The organism is Streptomyces musisoli (genome assembly GCF_016741855.1).
In the GTDB taxonomy this organism is placed as follows: Bacteria; Actinomycetota; Actinomycetes; order Streptomycetales; family Streptomycetaceae; genus Streptomyces; species Streptomyces musisoli.
The window spans coordinates 148,449-170,647 of sequence record NZ_JAERRH010000002.1; the positions used below are offsets into that span (position 1 = coordinate 148,449).

General features: G+C 76.6%; 3 protein-coding genes. All 3 read right to left on the reverse strand.

The genetic code is table 11. The features are described 5' to 3' along the window. Position 1 precedes the first annotated feature (1 nt). Genes JK361_RS04755 through JK361_RS04765 form a run of 3 tightly spaced genes read right to left on the reverse strand, consistent with a single transcriptional unit; the run spans position 2 to position 22,176 of the window. A complete protein-coding gene (locus JK361_RS04755; protein ID WP_201814380.1) occupies positions 2 to 5,614 on the reverse strand; it encodes a type I polyketide synthase in 5,613 nt (1,870 codons plus the stop codon). After that, positions 5,611 to 10,365: a type I polyketide synthase gene (locus JK361_RS04760; protein WP_372448692.1), complete on the reverse strand. Its 4,755-nt coding sequence runs from the start codon at positions 10,363 to 10,365 to the stop codon at positions 5,611 to 5,613. Before JK361_RS04760 ends, JK361_RS04755 begins: the two co-directional genes overlap by 4 nt. Positions 10,366 to 10,413: 48 nt before the next feature. After that, a complete protein-coding gene (locus JK361_RS04765) occupies positions 10,414 to 22,176 on the reverse strand; it encodes an SDR family NAD(P)-dependent oxidoreductase (RefSeq protein ID WP_443732159.1) in 11,763 nt (3,920 codons plus the stop codon). Between the last annotated feature and the right edge of the window lie 23 nt (positions 22,177 to 22,199).

Sequence of the window (22,199 nt, forward strand, 5' to 3'; positions counted from 1 at the left end):
GTCAATTGGCATTGCTGAACCGGTTGTCGACCAAGTCGAAGAGCTCCTCGTCGGTGGCGCTGTCGAGCCCCGGCCCCGCGTCGGCCGCGGCGCCGCCGGTCAGCTCGGCCAGCAGCTCCGACAGCCGCGCCACCGCTCGCTCGCGCATCTCGCCGCCCTCTTCCGCGGCGCGCAGCCCGGCCGCCAGCCGGTCGAGGCCGGCCAGGACGTCGCCCCCGTCCACCGCCGCGGCCGGGGCCAGCAGCGTGCCCAGCTGCCGGGCGACGGCGCGGGGCGTGGGGTGGTCGAAGACAAGGGTGGTCGGCAGGCGCCGGCCGAGGGCGGCGGCGAGCCGGTTGCGCAGCTCGACCGCGGTCAGAGAGTCGAAGCCCATCTCCACGAAGCCGCGGGTCTCCGGCACCTCGTCGGGGGAGCGGTGGCCCAGCACCGCCGCCACCGTGGTCCGCACCAGCTCCAGCAGCGCCCGCGCCCGTTCCTCGGCCGGCAGCTCCGCAAGGCCCGCGAGCGCCGGCTGCTCCGCCGGGCGCGCACCGCCGGGTCCTGCGGCCGCCGCCCGGCGCACCGCGGGACCGGCCAGGGCGCGCAGCACCGCCGGCACCGTGTCGGAGGCGGCGGCCCGGGCCCGCAGCGCCGCGGTGTCGATCCGCAGCGGTGCCAGCACCGGGTCACCGGCCGCCAGTGCCCGGTCGAACAGCGCCAGCCCCTCCTCGGAGGTCAGCGGGCGCATCCCGGACCGTGCGATCCGGGCCAGGTCCAGCTCGCCGAGATGCCCGGTCATCCCGCTCTGCTGCGCCCAGAATCCCCAGGCCAGCGAGGTGGCGGGCAGTCCGCTCGCGCGGCGGCGCTGCGCCAGCGCGTCCAGCGCGGCGTTGGCCGCGGCGTACGCCCCCTGCGCGGCCGTGCCGAGGGTTCCGGAGGCCGACGAGAACAGCACGAACGCCGACAGGTCCAGCCCGCGGGTCAGCGCGTCCAGATGCCCGGCCGCGTCGGTCTTGGGCCCGAGGACGCGGTCCAGCCGGTCCGGGGTCACATCGGTCACCACCGCGTCGTCCAGCACGCCGGCCGCGTGGATCACGGCGGTCAGCGGATGCGCGGCCGGGATCCGGTCGAGCACCGCGGCCAGCGCGTCCCGGTCGGTCACGTCGCAGGCGACGGCCTCGGCCGTGGCCCCGAGCGCGGCCAGCTCCGCCACCAGCTCCGCGGCGCCCGGCGCGGCCGGGCCCCGACGGCTCACCAGCAGCAGCTGCTCTGCCGCGTACCGGGTGACCAGATGACGGGCCAGCAGCCCGCCGAGCAGCCCGGTGCCGCCGGTGATCAGGACGGTTCCGCCGGTGAAGGAGGGCCGCGCGGCGGAGTGCCGCTCCGGCCCGCCGGCCCGCGCGAGCCGCGGCACCCGGACCTCGCCCGCGCGCACGGCGAGCTGCGGCTCGCCGGTGGCCAGCGCGGCGGCCGGCTGCCCGGCCACCGCTCCGGCGCCGTCGAGGTCCACCAGCACGAACCGGCCGGGGTGTTCGGTCTGCGCGGTCCGTACGAGCCCCCAGACCGCCGCCTGCGCGGGGTCCGGGACGTCCGTGGCGTCCGCCGCGACCGCGCCCCGGGTCAGCACCACCAGCCGCGCCGCCAGGAGCCGTTCGTCGGCGAGGAACTCCCGCACCAGCCCCAGTGCCCGCGCCGCCACGCCGTGCACGTCCCCCGCGTCGGCGGGGCCCGGCACGCAGGACACCAGCACCGTGCCCGGTGCGGTCCCGTCCGCGCCGACGCCGGCGCCCAGGGCCGCCAGATCGGCGCGGTGCCGTACGCCGGGAAGCGCGGCCGCGACCTCGTCGAGGCCGGGACCCACCAGGGCCCAGTCCTCCGGCGCGGTGTCGCCCGTGTCCCCGGCGGTTGGTGCGGCCGGCCAGCCCAGGCGGAACAGCCCGTCGTGACCGGACGCGGAGGCGGCGGCCAGCCGTTCGGGGTCGACCGGGCGCAGGGCGAGGGAGCCCACCGTGGCCACCGGCAGCCCGGCCGCGTCGAAGAGGGCGACCGTCACGGCGTCCTTGCCCGCCGGGGACAGCACCGCCCGCACCGCTCCCGCCCCGACGGCGTGCAGCGAGACATCGCTCCAGGCGAACGGCAGCAGCGCCGGCCCCGGCTCCGCCCCGTTCCCGACGGTGAAGGCGACGGCGTGCAGGGCCGCGTCCAGCAGCGCCGGGTGCAGGCCGAAGGCCTCGGCGTCGGCCAGGTTCTCCGCGTCCGGCCGTACCTCGGCGAGCACGGAGTCGCCCAGCCGCCAGGCGGCGGCCAGCCCCTGGAAGGCCGGCCCGTACGCGTACCCGCGGTCGGCCAGCCGGAGGTAGTGGTCGCGCACGTCGACCGGGACGGCGCCCGGCGGCGGCCAGGCCGCGGACCCGGCGGCGGGCGCGGGCCCGTCCTCGGTGAGGACCCCGGACGCGTGCCGGGTCCAGGGCTCGTCGTCCCCGGTCCTGGAGTGCACGCCCACGGTCCAGCCCGCCCCGTCCGCACGGCGGTCGGCCACCAGCTGAAGCGTCACCTCGCCGTCCTCGCTCAGCGTCAGCGGAGCCTCGACGGTCAGCTCCTGCACCCGCCCCGCATCGAGCAGCCGGCCCGCGTACAGCGCCAGTTCGAGGAAGGCGGTACCGGGCAGCAGCACCGAGCCGTGCACCGCGTGGTCGGCGAGCCACGGATGGGTGCGGACCGAGAGGCGCCCGCTGAGCACCAGCCCCTGACCGGTGGCCGCGGCGACGACCGCCCCGACCAGCGGATGGCCGCCCGGGGCGAGCCCCGCCGCCGTGACGTCCGCGCCCGCGTCCCGGTCGTCCAGCCAGTAGTGCTGCCGCTGGAAGGCGTACGTCGGCAGGTCCACCGGGTGCCGGGCCCCGCCGTCCTCCGGGAACAGCCGTGCCCAGTCGACCGGAACGCCGTGCACGAACAGCCCGCCCGCCGCGCGCAGGAAACCGGCCCGCCCGCCGTCGTCCCGGCGCAGCGTCCCGGCGACCAGCACGCCGGGCACCTCAGCCTCCTCCATTGTCTCCTGGAGCGGGACGGTCAGTACCGGGTGCGGGCTGACCTCCAGGAACACCCCGTAGCCGTCGGCCGCCAGGGCCTGGGTCACCTGCGCCAGCCGCACCGGCCGGCGCAGATTGCGGTACCAGTACCCGGCGTCCAGCTCACCGGCGTCCAGGAAGGTCCCGGTCACCGTCGAACAGAACGCCACCCGCGGGGTGTTGTGCTCGATCCCGGCCAGCGCCGCCAGCAGGTCCTCGCGCACCTCCTCGACCTGCGGGGAGTGCGAGGCGTAGTCCACCGGGATCCGGCGGGCCCGCACCCCGTTCTCGGCGCATCCGGCCAGCAGCTCCTCCAGGGCGTCCCCGTCGCCGGAGACCACCACCGAGGAAGGGCTGTTGACCGCGGCCACCGACAGCCGGCCGGCCCACGGCGCGATGCGCGCCGCGGCCTCCTCCTCGCCGAGCGCGACCGTCACCATGCCGCCGCGGCCGGCCAGCGCCCGCAGCGCCTTGCTGCGCACGGCCACCACCCGTGCCGCGTCCTGTAGCGACAGCACGTCCGCCACACACGCGGCGGCGATCTCACCCTGCGAGTGGCCGACCACCGCGTCCGGCTCCACGCCCACCGACCGCCACAGCGCGGCCAGCGACACCATCACCGCGAACAGCGCCGGCTGGACGACGTCCACCCGCTCCAGCCAGTCGGCCCCGGCCTCGCCGCGCAGCACGTCCAGCAGCGACCAGTCCACATGCGGTGCCAGTGCCGCCGCGCACTTCTCGACGGTCGCCCGGAACACCGGCTCGGACTCCAGCAGACCCGCGGCCATGCCCGCGAACTGCGAGCCCTGGCCGGGGAAGACGAACACCGTCCGCTCCCGCCCGGCCGGGGCCCCGGTGTCGTCCCGGTCGTCCCGGGTACGGCCGCACACCACCGCCGGGGACTCCTCGCCCCGGTCCACCGCCACCAGCCCCTTCACCAGCTCGCCGCGGTCACCGCCGACCACCACCGCGCGGTGCGCGAAGACGGACCGGGTGGTGGCGAGGGCCCGGCCGATGTCCGCGGCGGACACCTCCGGACGGGCCTCGGCGTACGCGGCGAGCCGGGCCGCCTGCGCGCGCAGCGCCTGCGCGCTCCGGGCGGACAGCAGCCAGGGCAGCACCACGTCCTGGTCGGAGGCGGAGGGGCTGACCGCGGGCTCCGGGGCGGGCTCCTCCTGCGGTGCCTGCTCCACGATGACATGGGCGTTGGTGCCGCTGACGCCGAAGGACGAGACACCCGCGCGGCGCGGACGGTCCGACGCCGGCCACTCCCGGTCCTGTGTCAGCAGCCGCACCGCGCCGGCCGACCAGTCCACGTGCGGGGTGGGCTCGTCCACGTGCAGCGTGCGCGGCAGCACGCCGTGCCGCAGCGCCATCACCATCTTGATCACCCCGGCCACGCCCGAGGCCGCCTGGGTGTGGCCGATGTTCGACTTCACGGAGCCCAGCCACAGCGGACGGTCCGCCGGACGCCCCTGACCGTAGGTCGCGAGCAGCGCCTGCGCCTCGATCGGATCGCCCAGCGTGGTCCCCGTCCCGTGCGCCTCGACCGCGTCCACGTCGGCGGGCGTCAGCCGGGCGCCGGCCAGGGCCTCCTCGATCAGGCGGCGCTGGGAGGGGCCGTTGGGGGCCGTCAGCCCGTTGCCGGCGCCCCCGTGGTTGACGGCGGAGCCGCGGATCACGGCGAGCACCGGATGGCCGTTGCGCCGTGCGTCCGACAGCCGCTCCAGCACCAGCACGCCGGCGCCCTCGCCCCAGCCGGTGCCGTCGGCCGCCGCGGCGAACGACTTGCATCGGCCGTCCGCGGCCAGCCCGCCCTGCCGGCTGAACTCCACGAAGGCGTTCGGGGTGGACATCACCGTCACCCCGCCGGCCAGCGCCAGCGAGCACTCCCCGGAGCGCAGCGCGTGACACGCCTGGTGCAGCGCCACCAGCGAGGAGGAGCACGCGGTGTCGATGGTCACCGCCGGGCCGGTCAGCCCGAGCACATAGGAGGTGCGTCCGGCCGCCACGGCCGCGGTGCTGCCGGTCAGCCGGTAGCCGGCCACCTCGTCGGCCTCGTCCGCCCGGGTAGGGAACGCGTACCCCTGGTGCGTCAGCCCGACGAAGACCCCGGCCCGGCTGCCGCGCAGGCTCTCCGGGACGATTCCGGCGCGCTCCAGCGCCTCCCACACGATCTCCAGCCAGAGCCGCTGCTGGGGGTCGGTCGCCAGTGCCTCACGCGGGTTGATGCCGAAGAACTCGGCGTCGAAGCCCGCCGGGTCGCGCAGGAAGGCCCCCTCCCGGGCGTAGCTCTTGCCCGGCCGGCCCGGCTCCGGGTCGTACAGACCCGCCAGGTCCCAGTTGCGGTCCTCCGGCAGTCCGGTGACCGCGTCGGTGCCGTCGGCGACCAGCCGCCACAGGTCCTCCGGGGACTCGACGTCCCCGGGGAAGCGGCACCCCATGGCGACGATGGCCACGGGCTCGTACCGCTGCTCCTCGGTGTCCTCGAGCCGGGCCCGGGTCTGGCGCAGCTCGGTGGTGACGAGCTTCAGATACTGCCGGAGTTTGTCCTCTGAGGTCGTCACGAGATTCCCAGCTCCTTGTCGACGATGTCGAAGATCTCCTCGTCACTGGCGAGGTCCAGGGCGTCGTCGGCCGGCCCCGTCGCGGCGCCCGCGCCGGACCGGTCCCACTTCCACAGCAGCGAGCGCAGCCGGGCGACGACCCGGCCGTGCGCCTCGGTGTCGGGCTCCAGCGCCTCCACGGCCGCCGCCCACGAGTCCACCTCGGCGAGCACCGCCTCCGCCCCGGCGGCGTCGGGCCGCAGTTGCTCGCGCAGATGCCGGGCCAGCGCGGCCGGGGTGGCATGGTCGAAGACCACCGTGGTGGGCAGGGCGAGACCGGTGGCCTCAGCGAGCCGGTTGCGCAGGGTCAGCGACGCCATCGAGTCGAAGCCGAGGTCCTTGAACGCCTGCGTGGCGCGGACCTGTTCGGCCGAGCGGTGCCCGAGGGCGGCGGCCGCCCGGTCGCGCACCAGCTCCAGCAGCAGCCGGTCCTGCTCGTCCTCGGCCAGCCCCGCGAGCCGCTCCCGCAGGGCGGCGTCCGCCCCGTCGGGCGCCGTCCCGCCCTGCACGGCGCGCCGCGCGTCGGGCAGGGCGGCCAGCAGCGCCCGGGACCGGGTCAGGCTGTACGCAGGCGCGAACCGCTCCCAGTCGATGCCGGCGAAGGCCGTGAGGGTCTCGTCGCGGTCGAGGGCCGCCTGGAGTCCCGCCAACGCCGTCTCCGGTGCCATCAGCGGCACGCCGCGCTCGCGCAGCAGCTCGCCCGCGCCCTCGGCGGCCGCCATGCCACCGCCGTCCCACGCACCCCACGCCACCGAGGTCGCGGCCAGCCCCCGGGCGCGGCGCTCGCTCGCCAGCGCGTCCAGGAAGGCGTTGGCCGCCGCGTAGGCCGCCTGGCCGACGTTGCCCCACAGCCCGGCGCCGGAGGAGAACAGCACGAACGCGTCGGGGGAACGGCCGGGGCCCCCGTCGAAGACGGCGTCCAGGTTCCGGGCCCCTTCGACCTTGCCGGACAGCACCTCGGCAATCCCCGTGAGCGAGCACTCGGCCAGCGGCTTCTCCCGCTGGATGTCGCCCGCCGCGTGGACGACCGTGGTCACCGGGTGCTCCGCGGGCAGCGCCGCGACGGCCCGGCGCAGCGCGTCCCGGTCGGCGAGGTCGCAGGCGGCGACGGTCACCTCGCTGCCGAGTTCCTTGAGTTCGGCCGTCAGCTCGGCCACCCCGGGGGCGTCGGGGCCGCGCCGGCTGAGCAGCAGCAGGTGGGGCACGCCCCGGGCGGCCAGCCAGCGGGCCACCTGCGCACCGAGCGCACCCGTGCCGCCGGTCACCAGCGCGGCTCCGGCCGGCCGCCAGGTACGCCGTACCGGCGTCTGCGCCAGCGGTGCGCGCACCAGCCGGCAGCCGTGGACGGCGGTGGCGCGGACGGCCAGCTGGGTCTCCTCGCCGGGGTCTGCGAGGACACCGGTCAGGCGCCGCAGCGCGGCCTCGTCGAGCAGCTCCGGCAGGTCGACCAGGCCGCCGGTGCGGTCCGGCCGTTCGAGCGCCGCCACCCTGCCCAGCCCCCACACGGCCGCCTGCGCCGGATGCCGCACCGGATCGGCGCCGACCGCCACCGCGCCCTGGGTCAAGTGCCACAGCGGGGCGTCGATCGCGGCGTCGTCCAGCGCCTGCGTCAGCACGACGGTGGCGGCCAGCCCCTGGGCCGGGGCGGAGTGTCCGGCGGCGGCCGACCCCGGTGCGGACAGGGGCCGTTCGTCCAGTGCCAGCAGGGACAGCACCCCGGCCGGCGGACCCTCGGCCGCGATCCCGCGCAGCCGGGCGGCCAGTGCCGAGCGGTCGGTCGCGTCCCTGGCGGTGAGGGCCAGGTGGCGTACCTCGTCCGCACCGGCTCCTTCGCAGGCCGCCCGCACCGCCGCCGCCAGGGCGTCGGCGTGGTCCGCGCCCTCGGGGGACACGAGCAGCCACCGGCCGGACAGCCGGCCCGGGCCCGCGACCGCGTCCAGGGCCGCCCAGTCGAGGCGGTAGCGGTGGTCGTCCACCAGCGCGGGCAGCGGGTCCGCCGCCTCCGCCGCCAGCCAGTACCGCTCGCGCTGGAACGCGTACGTCGGCAGCTCGACCGGCCGGGCGCCGGTACCGGCGAACACCGCCGGCCAGTCCACCGCGACACCGCGCGCGTACAGCGCGCCCAGCGCCGCCGGCAGCGTCTGCTGCTCCGGCGTGTCGCGGTGGGCCGCCGCGGCGAACACGGCGCCCTCGCCGGTGACGCACTCCTGGGCCATGGCCGCGAGCACCGCGTCCGGGCCGAGCTCCAGGAACGTACCGGCCCCCTCGGCCTCCAGCGTGCGCACGGCGTCGAGGAACCGCACCGTCTCCCGGGCGTGCCGGGCCCAGTACGCGGGGCTGCACACCTCCTCCGCCGACACCAGGGTCCCGGTCAGCGCGGACACCAGCGGGATCTCCGGGGCGCGCAGGGTCACCCCCCGGACCACCTCCTCGAACTCCGCCACCATGGCGTCCATGCGGTGCGAGTGGAAGGCGTGGCTGACCCGCAGCCGCTTGGTGCTGCGGCCCAGCCCGGCGAAGTGCGCGGCCACCTCGGTCACCGCGTCCTCGTCACCCGCGACCACCACGGACGACGGGCCGTTGACCGCGGCGAGCCCGGCGCGGCCGTCTCGTTCGGCCAGCAACGGGGCCACCTCCTGCGCGCTCGCCTGCACCGCGGTCATCGCCCCGCCGCGCGGCAGCGCCTGCATCAGGCGGCCCCGGGCCGCGGCCAGGAGGGCCGCGTCCGCCAGGGACAGCACCCCGGCGACATGCGCCGCGGCCAGCTCGCCGACGGAGTGGCCGGACAGCAGGTCCGCGCGTACACCCCAGGACTCCACCAGCCGGTACAGCGCCACCTCGACCGCGAACAGCGCCGACTGGGTCCAGCCGGTCTCGTCCAGCAGGCCCTCGGTGCCCGGCGCGCCCATGACCACTTCGCGCAGCGGCCGGTCCAGGTGCCGGTCCAGCTCCGCGCACACCGCGTCGAAGGCCTGCGCGAACACCGGGTACTGGGCGTACCACGCGCGGCCCATGCCCACGCGCTGCGCGCCCTGACCGGTGAACAGCACCGCCAGCCGGCCCCCCGACACCGTGCCGCGCGCCCCGACGGCGGGCGGTTCGCCGTTCGCGAGCCGGCGCAGGCCCTGGTCCAGCTCCGCCCGGTCCGCGGCCACGACGACCGCCCGGTGGTCGAACGCCGTGCGTGTCGTGGCCAGCGCGTACGCCACATCGGCGAGGTGCGCGTCGCGGTGGTCCGCGAGATGCCGGCGCAGCCGCTCGGCCTGCGCCCGCAGCGCCTCCTCGCTGTGGCCCGAGACGACCCACGGCAGCGCGCGGTCCGGGGCCGGTGAGGGCCGTACGGGGTCCGCGTCCTGCTCGGCGGCGGGCGCCGCCTCCACCACCACATGGGCGTTGGTGCCGCTGATGCCGAAGGACGACACCCCGGCGCGCCGCGGCCGGCCCGGGTCCGGCCACGGCCGGTTCTCCGTCAGCAGCTCCACCGCGCCCGCCGACCAGTCCACCCGGGACGAGGGCCGGTCGACGTGCAGGGTCCGGGGGAGCACCTCGTGGCGCAGCGCCAGCACCATCTTGATGACCCCGGCGATCCCGGCGGCCGCCTGGGTGTGTCCGATGTTGGACTTCACCGAGCCCAGCCACAGCGGGCGTTCCCGCTCCGCGCCGAAGGTCGCCAGGATGGCCTGGGCCTCCATCGGATCGCCGAGCGGGGTGCCGGTGCCGTGGCCCTCGATCACATCGATGTCCGCGGTGGTGAGGCCCGCGTCGTCCAGCGCCTGCCGGATCACCCGCTGCTGCGACGGCCCGTTCGGCGCGGTCAGCCCGCTGCTCGCGCCGTCCTGGTTGACCGCGCTGCCGCGCACCACCGCGAGGATCCGCCGGCCGTTGCGCCGCGCGTCGGAGAGCCGCTCCAGCAGCAGCACCCCGGCGCCCTCGCTCCAGCCGGCGCCGTCCGCCGCGTCGGCGAAGGACTTGCACCGGCCGTCCGGGGCCAGCCCGCGCTGCCGGCTGAACTCCACGAACGTCGACGGGGTCGACATCACCGTCACCCCGCCGGCGAAGGCCAGCGAGCACTCGCCCCGGCGCAGCGCCTGCACGGCGAGGTGCAGCGCCACCAGCGAGGAGGAGCACGCGGTGTCCACCGTGACGGCGGGGCCCTCCAGGCCCAGGGTGTACGAGATCCGTCCGGAGGCGACGCTGCCCGCGCTGCCGGTGCCGAGGTAGCCCTCCACCTCCTCGGTCGGCAGACCGGGCCGGGCGCCGTACTCGTGGTACATCACCCCCGCGAAGACCCCGGTACGGCTGCCGCGCAGCGTCCGCGGATCGAGTCCGGCCCGCTCCGCCGCCTCCCAGGACGTCTCCAGCAGCAGCCGCTGCTGCGGGTCCATGGCGAGCGCCTCCCGCGGGGAGATCCCGAAGAACCCGGCGTCGAACTCCGCCGCGTCGTGCAGGAATCCGCCCTCACGGGTGTACGACGTCCCGGGCCGGTCGGGGTCGTCGGAGAACAGCGACGCCAGGTCCCAGCCGCGGTCCGCGGGAAACCCGGAGACCGCGTCGCGGCCGTCCACGACCAGCTCCCACAGCTCCTCGGGGGAGGTCACCCCGGCCGGGTACCGGCAGCCCATCCCGACGATCGCTATCGGCTCGGTCGCGGCCGCGGCCGCCTTCCTGAGCCGTTCGTTCTCCTTCAGCGAAGCCCGTAGTGCTTCGACCACCTTGTCAGAGGTTGTGGCCATGGCCCCTCCCGCAGTTCGCATCCGTGATCACGCCGTGTCCCCGCCGAAGGCCGTGCGCACGAGATCGGCGACGTCCATGTCGTCGATCCCGGCCGCCTCCTCGCCCGGTGCCGCCGGGTCCGCGGCCTCCACTCCTTCGGCGAGCCGGAGCAGGTCCGCCAGCAGACCGGCCTGCCGGAAGCGGGCCAGCGGGATCGAGGCCAGTGCCTCGCGGAACCTCTTCTCCTCCAGCTCCTCCGCGGTGAGTTCCCGGCTCTCCGGGAAGAGCTGGTCGCGCAGGTAGCGGGCGGTGTTGACCGGGGTGGCCTGGTCGAAGACGAGCGTCGCCGGCAGCCGCAGCCCGGTCGCGGCGCTCAGCCGGGTACGCAGCTCGACCGCGGTCAGCGAGTCGAAGCCCAGCTCCAGGAAGCCCCGGGTCTCCGGCACGGCCTCGGCCGAGGCCAGCCCCAGCACCGTCGCCGCCTGCTCCCGGACCAGCCGCAGCACCGCCGACTCCCGCTCCTGAGCGGGGAGTTCGGCCACCTGCGCGGCAAACGGCCGGCCCGCTCCGTCCGCGGCGCCCGGGCCGCCGGCCCGCCGCCCGGCGCGGAGCACCGTGCGCAGCACCGCCGGCACCGCGTCCGCGTCGGCCGCCGGCGCCGGCTTCAGCGGCACCAGTACGGCGTCCTGGGCGCGCAGCGCCGCGTCGAACAGCGCGAGGCCCTCGTCGGTGGGCAGCAGGCCGACCCCGGACCGCGCCATGCGCCGCAGGTCCGCCTCGGACAGTGCGCCGGTCAGACCGCTGCGCTCCTCCCACATGCCCCAGGCGAGCGAGGTGCCCGGGAGACCGGCGGCCCGCCGGGTGCGCGCGAGCCCGTCCAGGAAGGCGTTGGCCGCCGTGTACCCGCTCTGCCCCGCGGTGCCCAGCACTCCGGCGGCCGAGGAGAACAGCACGAAGGCCGACAGGTCGGCGTCGCGGGTGAGTTCGTGCAGATGCAGCGCGCCGTCCACCTTGGGCCGCAGCACCCCGGAGACCCACTCGGGGGTCAGCGCGGTGAGCACCCCGTCGTCCAGCACCCCGGCGGCGTGCACCACCGCGGTCAGCGGATGGGCGGCCGGGACCCCGGCCAGCACCGCGGCCAGCGCGTCCCGGTCGGCCACGTCGCAGGCGGCCACCGTGACCCGGGCGCCCTGCTCGGTCAGCTCCGCCGCCAGCTCGGCCGCGCCTGGTGCGTCCGGGCCGCCGCGGCTGGTGAGCAGCAGCTGGGTGACCCCGTGCCGGGCCACCAGGTGACGGGCGACCAGCGCGCCGAGCCCGCTGGTGCCGCCGGTGATCAGGACCGTACCCTCCGGCGCGAACGGTGCCGGGCCGTCCGCCGCCTCGGCGGCGGGGGAGACCCGGGCGAGCCGCGGCGCCTGCGCCACGCCCCGCCGGACCACCAGCTGGGGCTCGTCGCCGCCCAGCGCCTGCGGCAGCGCGCGCAGGGACGCGGCGTCCTCGTCCGTGTCCAGCAGTACGAACCGGCCGGGGTGTTCCGACTGCGCCGCGCGCAGCAGACCCCACAGCGGGGCGTGCCGCAGGTCGTGCGCGGGCTCGTCGTCCAGGGACATCGCGTGCCGGGTGGCGAACACCAGCCGCGAGCCGGCGAACCGCTCGTCGGCGAGCCACTCCTGGGTCAGCGCCAGCGCCCGGTGGACCGTCCCGTGCACCTCCGCCGCCGGACCCGCGTCCTCCCGCGGGTCGCACAGGCAGGGCACCAGGACCACCTCGGGCGCCGGGGTTCCGGCGGCGACCGCCGTGGCCAGCGCCGCCAGGTCCGCGTACCCGTCGAGCCGCTCCCCGGCCCGCTCCAGCACGGCCCCCAACTGGAGGTCGTCGGGGCCCAGCACGGCCCATCCGCCGATGGGCGCGCGCCCCGGCGCGAGCCGCTCGCCGGTGAGCCGGAACAGCGAACGCAGGCCCGCCCGGCGGGAGTTCGCCAGGGCCCCGGACGGCACCGGACGCGCCCGCAGCGAGCCGACTGAGAGCACCGGGGCGCCCGCCGTGTCGAACGCCGTCAGGGACACGGTGTCCTCGCCCGCCGGTGCCAGCCGTACCCGCAGCGCCGCCGCGCCCGTGGCGTGCAGGGTCACGCCCTGCCAGGCGTACGGCAGCCGCGGCTCGCCGGTGCCGGCCACCAGCCCGCCCAGGACGATCCCGTGCAGCGCCGCGTCGAACAGCGCCGGATGCACGCCGTACCGGCCCGCCTCCGCCTCGTCCGGCAGGCGGACCTCGGCGAAGACCTCGTCGCCGCGCCGCCAGAGCGCGCGCAGCCCCTGGAAGGCCGGGCCGTACTCGAGTCCGGCCGCCGCCAGCACCGCGTACCCGTCCTCCAGGGCCACCGGTTCGGCGTCCGTGGGCGGCCACGCGGGCAACCGGTCCGGCACGGCCGGACCGCCGCCGGCGAGCACTCCGACGGCGTGCTTCTGCCACGGGGTGTCCGCGGGCGCGTCCTCGGGCCGCGAGTGCACCTCCACGGAGCAGCGTCCGGTCCCGTCCGCCTCCCCGGTCAGCACCCGCAGCTGTACGGCTCCCTCCTCGTCCACCACCAGCGGTTCGAGCAGGGTGAGTTCCTCGACCGTGGCACAGCCGGTCTCCGCACCGGCGCGCAGTGCCAGTTCCACCAGCCCGGTGCCGGGGAAGAGCACCGTGTCCCGCACCGCGTGGTCGGCCAGCCAGGGCTGGGCCGTGAGGGACAGCCGGCCGGTCAGCACCGTGCCGGCCGGGCCGGGCAGCGCCACCAGGGCGCCGAGCAGCGGGTGACGCGTCCGGCCCAGACCGGCCGAGGTGACGTCGGCCGCGGCGACGGTGCGCTCCAGCCAGTACCGCTCGCCCTCGAACGGATAGGTCGGCAGCGCGGCCGCGCCCGCACGGCCGCCGGGGAAGGCCGCGGCCCAGTCCACCGGCACGCCCCGGGTGTGCAGTTCGGCGGCGGAGGCCAGGAAACGTCCGAGGCCGCCGTCCTCCCGGCGCAGCGAGCCCACCGTGACCCCGTGGGCGACGTGCGCGGCGTCCATGGTCTGCTGGATCGCCATGGTCAGCACGGGGTGCGGGCTGGTCTCCACGAACACGTCGTGGCCCTGCTCCAGCAGCAGCCGGGTCACCCGCTCCAGATGCACGGTCTGCCGCAGGTTGCGGTACCAGTACTCGGCGTCCAGCGCGGTGGTGTCCAGTTCGGTGCCGGTCACGGTCGAGTAGAAGGGGATCTCCGCGGGCCGCGGCGAGATCGGCGCCAGTTCCCGCAGCAGCTCCTCGCGGACCTGGTCGACCTGCGGGGAGTGGGAGGCGTAGTCCACCGGCAGCACCCGGGTGCGTACCCCGTCGGCGGTGCAGCGCGCCACCAGCTCCTCCAGCGCGTCCAGGTCACCGGAGACGACCGTGGACGACGCGCCGTTGACCGAAGCCACCGACACCTTGCCGGCCCACTGCTCCACCAGCCGGGACACCGCCTCCTCGCCCAGCGCGACGGACACCATGCCGCCCTTGCCGGACATCGCGGTCAGCGCCTTGCTGCGCAGCGCCACCGCCCGGGCCGCGTCGTCCAGGGTCAGCGCGCCGGCCACGCACGCGGCGGCGATCTCGCCCTGGCTGTGGCCCATCACCGCCTGCGGCCGCACCCCGAAGTGCTGCCACAGCCGGGCCAGGGACACCATGACCGAGAACAGCGCGGGCTGGACGACGTCCACCCGGTCCGGCGACGGCGCGCCCTCGGCACCCCGCAGCACCTCGGTCAGCGACCAGTCCACATACGGCGCCAGCGCGGCCTCGCACTCCCGGATCCGCTCCGCGAACACCGCGGATTCGTCGAGGAGCCGGGCGGCCATCCCCGGCCACTGCGAGCCCTGCCCGGAGAACACCAGCACCGTCCGGCCGCGCTCGCGGGCCGTGTCCCGGACCACCCCGTCCGCGTCCCGGCCCTCGGCGAGGGCGGCCAGGCCGGCGCGCAGCTCCGCCGGTCCGGCGCCGACCACGACGGCCCGCTCGTCGAGCGTGGCACGGGTGGTGGCCAGCGCGTGCCCGATCCCCGCGAGGTCCGTCGCAGCGGTGTCCGTCAGGCGCGACAGCAGACGCCGGGCCTGGGCGCGCAGCGCCGTCCCGGTCTTGCCGGACAGCACCCACGGTACGGCGGCGAGCGCGGCCGGGGCGGCCTGCTCCGGACCGCCGGCCGCGGGCTCCTCGGCCGCCTCCGGCGCCTGCTCGATGATCACATGGGCGTTGGTGCCGCTGATCCCGAAGGAGGAGACCGCGGCCCGCCGCGGCCGCCCGGTCTCGGGCCACGGGGTGGCCTCGGTCAGCAGCGACAGCCCGCTCGCCGCCCAGTCCACCTCCGGGGTCGGCCGGTCGACGTGCAGCGTGCGGGGCAGCACCCCGTGCCGCAGCGCCGCGACCATCTTGATCACACCGGCCACGCCCGCGGCGGCCTGGGTGTGCCCGATGTTGGACTTCACCGAGCCCAGCCACAGTGGACGCTCCGGCTCGCGCTCACGGCCGTACGTCGCCGCCAGGGCCTGCGCCTCGATCGGGTCGCCCAGCCGGGTGCCCGTGCCATGGGCCTCCACCGCGTCCACGTCACCGGCCGCCAGACCGGCGTAGGCCAGGGCCTGCCGGATGACCCGCTGCTGGGAGGGGCCGTTCGGAGCGGTCAGGCCGTTGCTGGCGCCGTCGGAGTTGATCGCCGAGCCGCGGACCACCGCCAGCACCGGGTGGCCGTGGCGCCGCGCGTCGGACAGCCGCTCCAGCAGCAGCGCGCCGACGCCCTCGCCCCAGCCGGTGCCGTCGGCGGCCGCCGCGAAGGCCTTGCAGCGGCCGTCCGGGGCCAGCCCGCGCTGCCGGCTGAACTCCAGGAAGATGTCCGGGGCGGCCATGACGGCGGCGCCGCCGGCCACCGCGAGCGAGCACTCGCCGCGTTGCAGCGCCTGCACGGCCAGGTGCAGCGCCACCAGGGAGGACGAGCAGGCGGTGTCGACGGTCACCGCCGGTCCCTCGACGCCGAAGGCGTAGGCGATCCGGCCGGACATGACGCTGGAGGTGCTGCCGGTCAGCAGATAGCCGCCCAGGTCCTCGGGCGCCTGGCGCGGGTCGGACGGATACCCCTGGGCCGCCGCCCCGATGAACACGCCGACCTGATGGCCCTTCAGCGACAGCGGGTCGACACCGGCCCGCTCCAGTACCTCCCACGAGGTTTCCAGCAGCAGCCGCTGCTGCGGGTCCATGGCGAGCGCCTCGCGCGGCCCGATGCCGAACAGCTGCGCGTCGAACCGCGCCGCGTCGTCCAGGAAGCCGCCCACCCGCACATAGGTCGTGCCGGGCCGGGTGCCGTCCGGGTCGTAGATGCCGTCCACGTCCCAGCCGCGGTCGGCCGGGAAGGGCAGGACGACGTCGGTCTCGTCGGTGACGAGCCGCCACAGGTCCTCCGGGGTGGCGATGCCGCCCGGGTAGCGGCAACTCATCGAGACGATCACCACCGGGTCGTCGTCCGCGGCCGGAGCCGGTGCGGCGGCCGGGACCGGCTCCCCGCCGGGCGCGGCGCCGAGCAGTTCGGCCCGCAGATGCCGGGCCAGTACGACCGGCGTGGGATGGTCGAAGACCAGCGTGGCGGACAGCTGCGTCCCGGCGGCACCGCTGAGCCGGTTGCGCAGCTCCACCGCGGTCAGCGAGTCGAAGCCCAGCTCCTTGAAGGTGCGGTCGGCGGCGACGGTCGCGCCGTCGGTGTGGCCCAGCACCGTCGCCGCGTGCTGCCGTACCAGATCGAGCAGGAGCTGCTCGCCCTCCGCCTCGGACACGCCCGCCAGCCGGTTGCGCAGGGCCGCGGTCGCGGCCGGCCGGGCCGCCTCGCGGGCCGCCCGGCGCACCGGCGTCCGGGTGAGCCCGCGCAGCAGCAGCGGCAGCTCGTCGACCGCCCGGCGCAGCAGCTCGCCGTCCACCTTGGCCGGTACGACGGCGGGCCGCCCGGCGGCGAGGGCGGCGTCGAAGAGATCCAGGCCCTCCTCGTCGGTGAGTGGCACCAGACCGGTGCGGCCGAGCCGGCGCAGATCCACCTCGCCCAGCCCGCCGAGCATGCTGCCGGAGTCCTCCCAGGGGCCCCAGGCCAGCGACACCGCGGGCAGCCCCGCCGCCCGGCGGTGCGCGGCCAGCGCGTCCAGCAGGACGTTGGCCGCGGCGTAGTTGGCCTGCCCCGGGCCGCCGAGCACACCCGCGGTCGAGGAGAACAGCACGAACGCGGCGAGATCGGCGTCCCGGGTGAGTTCGTCCAGGAGCAGCGCCGCGTCCGCCTTGGGCCGCAGCACGGTGTCCAGCCGCTCGGGGGTGAGCGATCCGAGGACCCCGTCGTCCAGGACGCCGGCCGTGTGCACCACCGCGGTCAGCGGACGGTCCGCGGGCACCGCGGCCAGTAGCTCCCGCAGCGCGTCCCGGTCGGCGACGTCGCAGGCCGCGACCGTCACCGTGGCGCCCTGCGCGGTGAGTTCGGCCACCAGATCGTCCGCCCCGGGCGCCGCGGCGCCCCGGCGGCTGACCAGCAGCAGGTTCCGCACCCCGTGCCGGTCCACCAGCCGGCGGGCCACCCCCGCGCCGAGCGCGCCGGTGCCGCCGGTGATCAGTACCGTGCCCGCCGGGTCCAGGCCGGACGGCACGGTCAGCACGACCTTGCCGATGTGGCGGGCCTGGCTGATGAACCGGAGGGCCTCGGCCGCGTGCCGCACGTCCCAGGAGGTGACCGGCGGCAGCCGCAGCGCACCCCGGGCGAACAGCTCCAGCACCGTGCCGAGCATCTCCCGGGTGTGGTCCCCTCCCGCGTCCACCAGGTCGAACGCCCGGTAGGTGACGCCCTGGTGCGCCTCGGCGACCGCCTGGGCGTCCCGCACGTCCGTCTTGCCCATCTCCAGGAACCGGCCGCCCGGCCCCAGCAGCCCCAGCGACGCGTCCACGAACTCCCCGGCCAGCGAGTTCAGTACGACGTCCACGCCGCGCCCGCCGCTGGTCCGCCGGAACTTCTCCGCGAAGTCCAGCGACCGGGAGGAGGCGATGTGGTCGTCGTCCAGGCCCATCGAGCGGAGCGTGTCCCACTTCGGCGGGCTGGCCGTGGCGTACACCTCGGCGCCCAGGTGCCGGGCCAGCTGCACGGCGGCCATGCCGACGCCGCCGGTGCCGGCGTGCACCAGCACCGACTCGCCGGGCCGCAGGTCCGCCAGGCGGACCAGCGCGTAGTACGCGGTCAGGAAGACCGCCGGGACGGACGCCGCCTCGGCGAAGGACCAGCCGTCCGGGATCCTGGCCAGCAGCCGGTGGTCGGTCACGGCCATCGGGCCGATCCCGCCGAAGATCATGCCGAACACCCGGTCACCGGGCGCCAACGCGTCGACCCCGGGGCCCGCTTCGAGCACCACACCGGCGCCCTCCACACCGAGCGGCCCGGCCTCTCCCGGGTACATGCCGAGGGCGTTCAGCGCGTCGCGGAAGTTCAGCCCGGCCGCCCGCACGCCCACCCGGACCTGGCCGGGGCCGAGCGGCGCGGCGGCGTCGGGGTGGTCGAGCAGGGCCAGATTCTCCAGCGTGCCGCCGCCCTCGACGCCCAGCCGCCAGGCCGGCGACGCCGGCACGGCCAGCGCCCGCTCCGGGCGCAGCCGGGTCAGCCGCGGCACCCGCAACTCGCCGTCCCGAACCGCCAGTTGCGGCTCGTCGGAGGCGAGCGCCGCCGGCAGCAGGTCCAGCGCGTCCGCATGGCCGTCCAGGTCGACCAGGGTGAACCGGCCGGGGTGCTCCGACTGGGCCGTGCGCAGCAGCCCCCACACGGCGCTGTGCGCCAGGTCCGCCACGTCCTCGCCGCCCGCGGCGACGGCGCGCCGGGTCAGCACCACCAGCCGGACCCCGGCGAACCGCTCGTCGGCGACCCAGCCCTGGACCAGCTCCAGCGCCCGGTGCGCGGCCTCCCGCACGGCGTCACCGCGCCCCGCTGCCGCACCGGTGCCCGGATCCGCCGCGACCGGCTCGGTGCGGCAGGAGACCAGCACCGCCGCGGGGGCCGTACGGCCGCTGTCCAGGGCCGCGGCCAGGGCGTCCAGGTCGGGGTGGAGTGCGGTGGAGCCACCGGTGAGATACGGCACCAGGTCGCCGGTGCCGGGGCCCACGGCCACCAGGTCCGGGGCCGCACCGAGCCGCGGTGCGGCGGCGAGGGGCTCCCAGTCCACCTGGAAGAGCCGGTCCCGGGTGGCGGAGCCGGCCGCCTCGGTCCGCTCGCGTGCGGCGGGGCGCAGGACCAGCGCGTCGGCCGCCAGCACGGCCCGGCCGGACTCGTCGGCGGCCAGCACCGACACCGCGTCCTCCCCGGCCGGCGCCAGCCGCACCCGCAGCGACGGCGCGCCGACGGCGTACCGGGTCACCCCGCGCCAGGAGAAGGGCAGCCGGGCCTGGTCCCACTCGGGCAGCACCACGTTCAGGGCCACTCCGTGCAGGGCCGCGTCCAGCAGCGCGGGATGCACGCCGTACTCCTCGGGCCGGGTGCCGTCCGGCAGCCCGGTCTCCACGAACAGCTCGGTACCGCGCCGCCAGGCGGCCCGCAGCCCCTGGAACACCGGACCGTAGTCCAGCCCGGTCTCCGCCATCAGCGGGTAGAGCCCGCCGACGTCCACCGGTTCGGCGCCGCGCGGCGGCCAGACGGCCAGCTCCTCGTCGTCGGCGCCGCCGGGCACCTCTGCCCGGGCCAGCACACCGGTGGCGTGCAGGGTCCACGGCTCGTCGTCCGCCGCCTGGCCCGGCCGGGAGTGCAGGCTCAGCGAGCGCTGCCCGGACTCGCCCGTGGCGCCCACGCGCACCTGGAACGTGACCGCCTCCCGCTCGGGGAGCACCAGCGGGGTGTGGAAGGTCAGTTCCTCCACGACGTCCAGGCCGACCCGTTCCCCGGCGTGCAGGGCAAGTTCGAGGAAGCCCGTGCCGGGCAGCAGCGCTTGGCCGAACACCTGGTGCTCCGCGATCCAGCCGTGCGCGCCCGTGGACAGCCGCCCGGTGAAGAGCAGTTCGTCGTCGTCCGCCAGGGACACCACCGCGCCGAGCAGCGGATGGTCGGCCATGCCGAGACCGGCCGAACCCACCGCCGCCGACGGGGCGGTCGTCAGCCAGTAGCGGCTGCGCTGGAAGGGGTAGACGGGCAGCTCGACGGCCGGCGCTGCGGCTGCGCCGTAGAACACCCGCCAGTCCACGGCGACGCCCCGGGTGTGCAGTCGGGCGAGCGCGGTCGTCACGGCGAGTTCCTCGGCCTGCTTCGCACGCAGGGCCGGGACCAGATCGGCGTCCGCCGCCGTGAGGCTGTCGCGGCCCATCGCGCACAGCGTCCCGTCGGGGCCCAGCTCCAGGAAGGTGCGCACACCCGCGGTCTCCATGGCGCGGACCGCGTCCGCGAACCGCACCGTCCCCCGGGCGTGCCGCACCCAGTACTCGGGCGTCCGCAGCTCCTCCGCGGTGATCTCCCGGCCGGTCAGCGCCGATACGACGGGGATGTCCGGGGAGCCGAACGCGAGCCCGGCGACCACCTGGCGGAACTCCGGCAGCATCGGGTCGATGAGCGGGGAGTGGAAGGCGTGACTGACCGTCAGCCGCTTGGTCTTGCGCCCCTGCGCGGCGAAGTGCGCGGCGATCTCCAGAACGGCGTCCTGCTCGCCGGCCACCACCACGGAGGCCGGCCCGTTCACCGCGGCCAGGTCGACCCGTGCCGACCGCTCGGCCACCAGCGGCAGCACCTCCTCCTCGGCCGCCTGTACGGCGACCATGGCGCCGCCCTCCGGCAGCTCCTGCATCAGCCGGCCGCGCGCCGCCACCAGGGCCGCCGCGTCCGCCAGCGACAGCACCCCGGCCACGTGCGCGGCGCTCACCTCGCCGATGGAGTGCCCGGTCACGTACTCCGGACGGACCCCGTGGTGCGCGACGAGCCGGAACAGCGCGACCTCCAGCGCGAACAGCGCCGGCTGGGTGTACTCGGTCCGGTCCAGCAGTCCCTCGGTGCCGTCGGCGCCGAACACCACGTCGCGGAGCGGCCGCCGCAGATGCCGGTCCAGCTCCGCGCAGACCTCGTCGAACGCCTCGGCGAACACCGGTGAGGCGTCGTACAGCTCGCGGCCCATGCCCACGCGCTGACTGCCCTGGCCGGTGAAGAGGAAGCCGAGCTTGCCGCGCACCGCCTGGCCGAGCGTCACCCGCGGATCGGGGCGGTCCTCGGCCAGCGCCGCAAGGCCCCGGGCGAGTTCCTCGCCGCTCTCCGCGACCACGGCGGCCCGGTGCGCGAACGCCGTCCGGGTGGTCGCCAGCGCATGGCCGACCGCCACCGGGTCCGGCGCGTCCCCGGCCTCCAGCCGGGCCAGCAGGGCGCGCGCCTGGTCCCGTACGGCCTCCGGGCCGCGCGCCGACAGCAGCCAGGGCACCGCCCGCGGCGGGGTGCCGGCACCGGCGTCCGCGACCTGTTGCTCGGGTGCCTGCTCCAGCACCACATGGGCGTTGGTGCCGCTGATGCCGAACGACGACACCCCGGCGCGGCGCGGCCGGCCGGTCTCGGGCCACGGAGTGGCCTCGGTCAGCAGCTCCACCCGCCCCGCCGACCAGTCCACGTGTGGCGTCGGCTCGTCCACGTGCAGCGTCGCCGGCAGCACGCCGTGCTGCATCGCCAGCACCATCTTGATGACACCGGCGACCCCGGCCGCCGCCTGGGTGTGCCCGATGTTGGACTTCACCGAGCCCAGCCACAGCGGGTCGGTGCGGTCCTGGCCGTAGGTGGCCAGCAGCGCCTGCGCCTCGATCGGGTCGCCCAGGGTGGTGGCGGTGCCGTGTGCCTCCACCGCGTCGACGTCCCCGGGGGCCAGCCGGGCGTCGGCCAGCGCCTGCCGGATCACCCGCGCCTGCGCGGGGCCGTTGGGCGCGGCCAGCCCGTTGCTCGCCCCGTCCTGGTTGGTGGCAGTGCCCCGCACCACGGCCAGCACCCGGTGCCCGAGCCGCCGGGCGTCGGACAGCCGCTCCAGCGCCAGCACGCCGACGCCCTCGGCGAGGCCGGTGCCGTCCGCCGCCGCGGCGAAGGACCGGCACCGCCCGTCCGCGGACAGCCCCCGCTGCCGGCTGAAGCCCTGCAACTGGTGCGGCGTGGTCATCACGGTGATGCCGCCGGCCAGCGCCAGCGAGCACTCGTCCCGGCGCAGCGCCTGGCACGCGGCGTGGATCGCCACCAGCGAGGCCGAGCAGGCGGTGTCGACGGTGACCGCGGGGCCCTCCAGGCCGAGCGTGTACGCGATCCGGCCGGAGAGGACGCTCGCCGCACCAGAGGTCAGGAAATACCCCTCGTACTCGCCGAGTTCGGCCGGGGGAACGCGGGCGTAGTCCTGGAATGCGGTGCCCATGTACACACCGGTGCGGCTGCCGTGCAGTGTCGTCGGATCGATTCCGGCCCGCTCCAGCGTCTCCCACGAGGTCTCCAGGAGCAGCCGCTGCTGTGGGTCCATCGCGACCGCCTCGCGCGGCGATATACCGAAGAACTCCGCGTCGAATTCCGCGATATCGGTGAGGAATCCGCCGTGGCGCGTGTACACCGTGCCCGGGCGGTCCGCGTCCGGGTCGTACAGCGCCTCCAGGTCCCAGCCCCGGTCCGTGGGAAACCCGCAGACCGCGTCACCGCCCGCGGCGACGAGCTGCCAGAACTCCTCCGGAGTCCGGATGCCACCGGGCAGCCGGCAGCCCATGCCGACGACGGCGATCGGTTCCTGCGCGGCGGCGAGCAGCTCCTTGTTCTCCTGCCGCAGCCGCTCCGTCTCCTTCATTGACG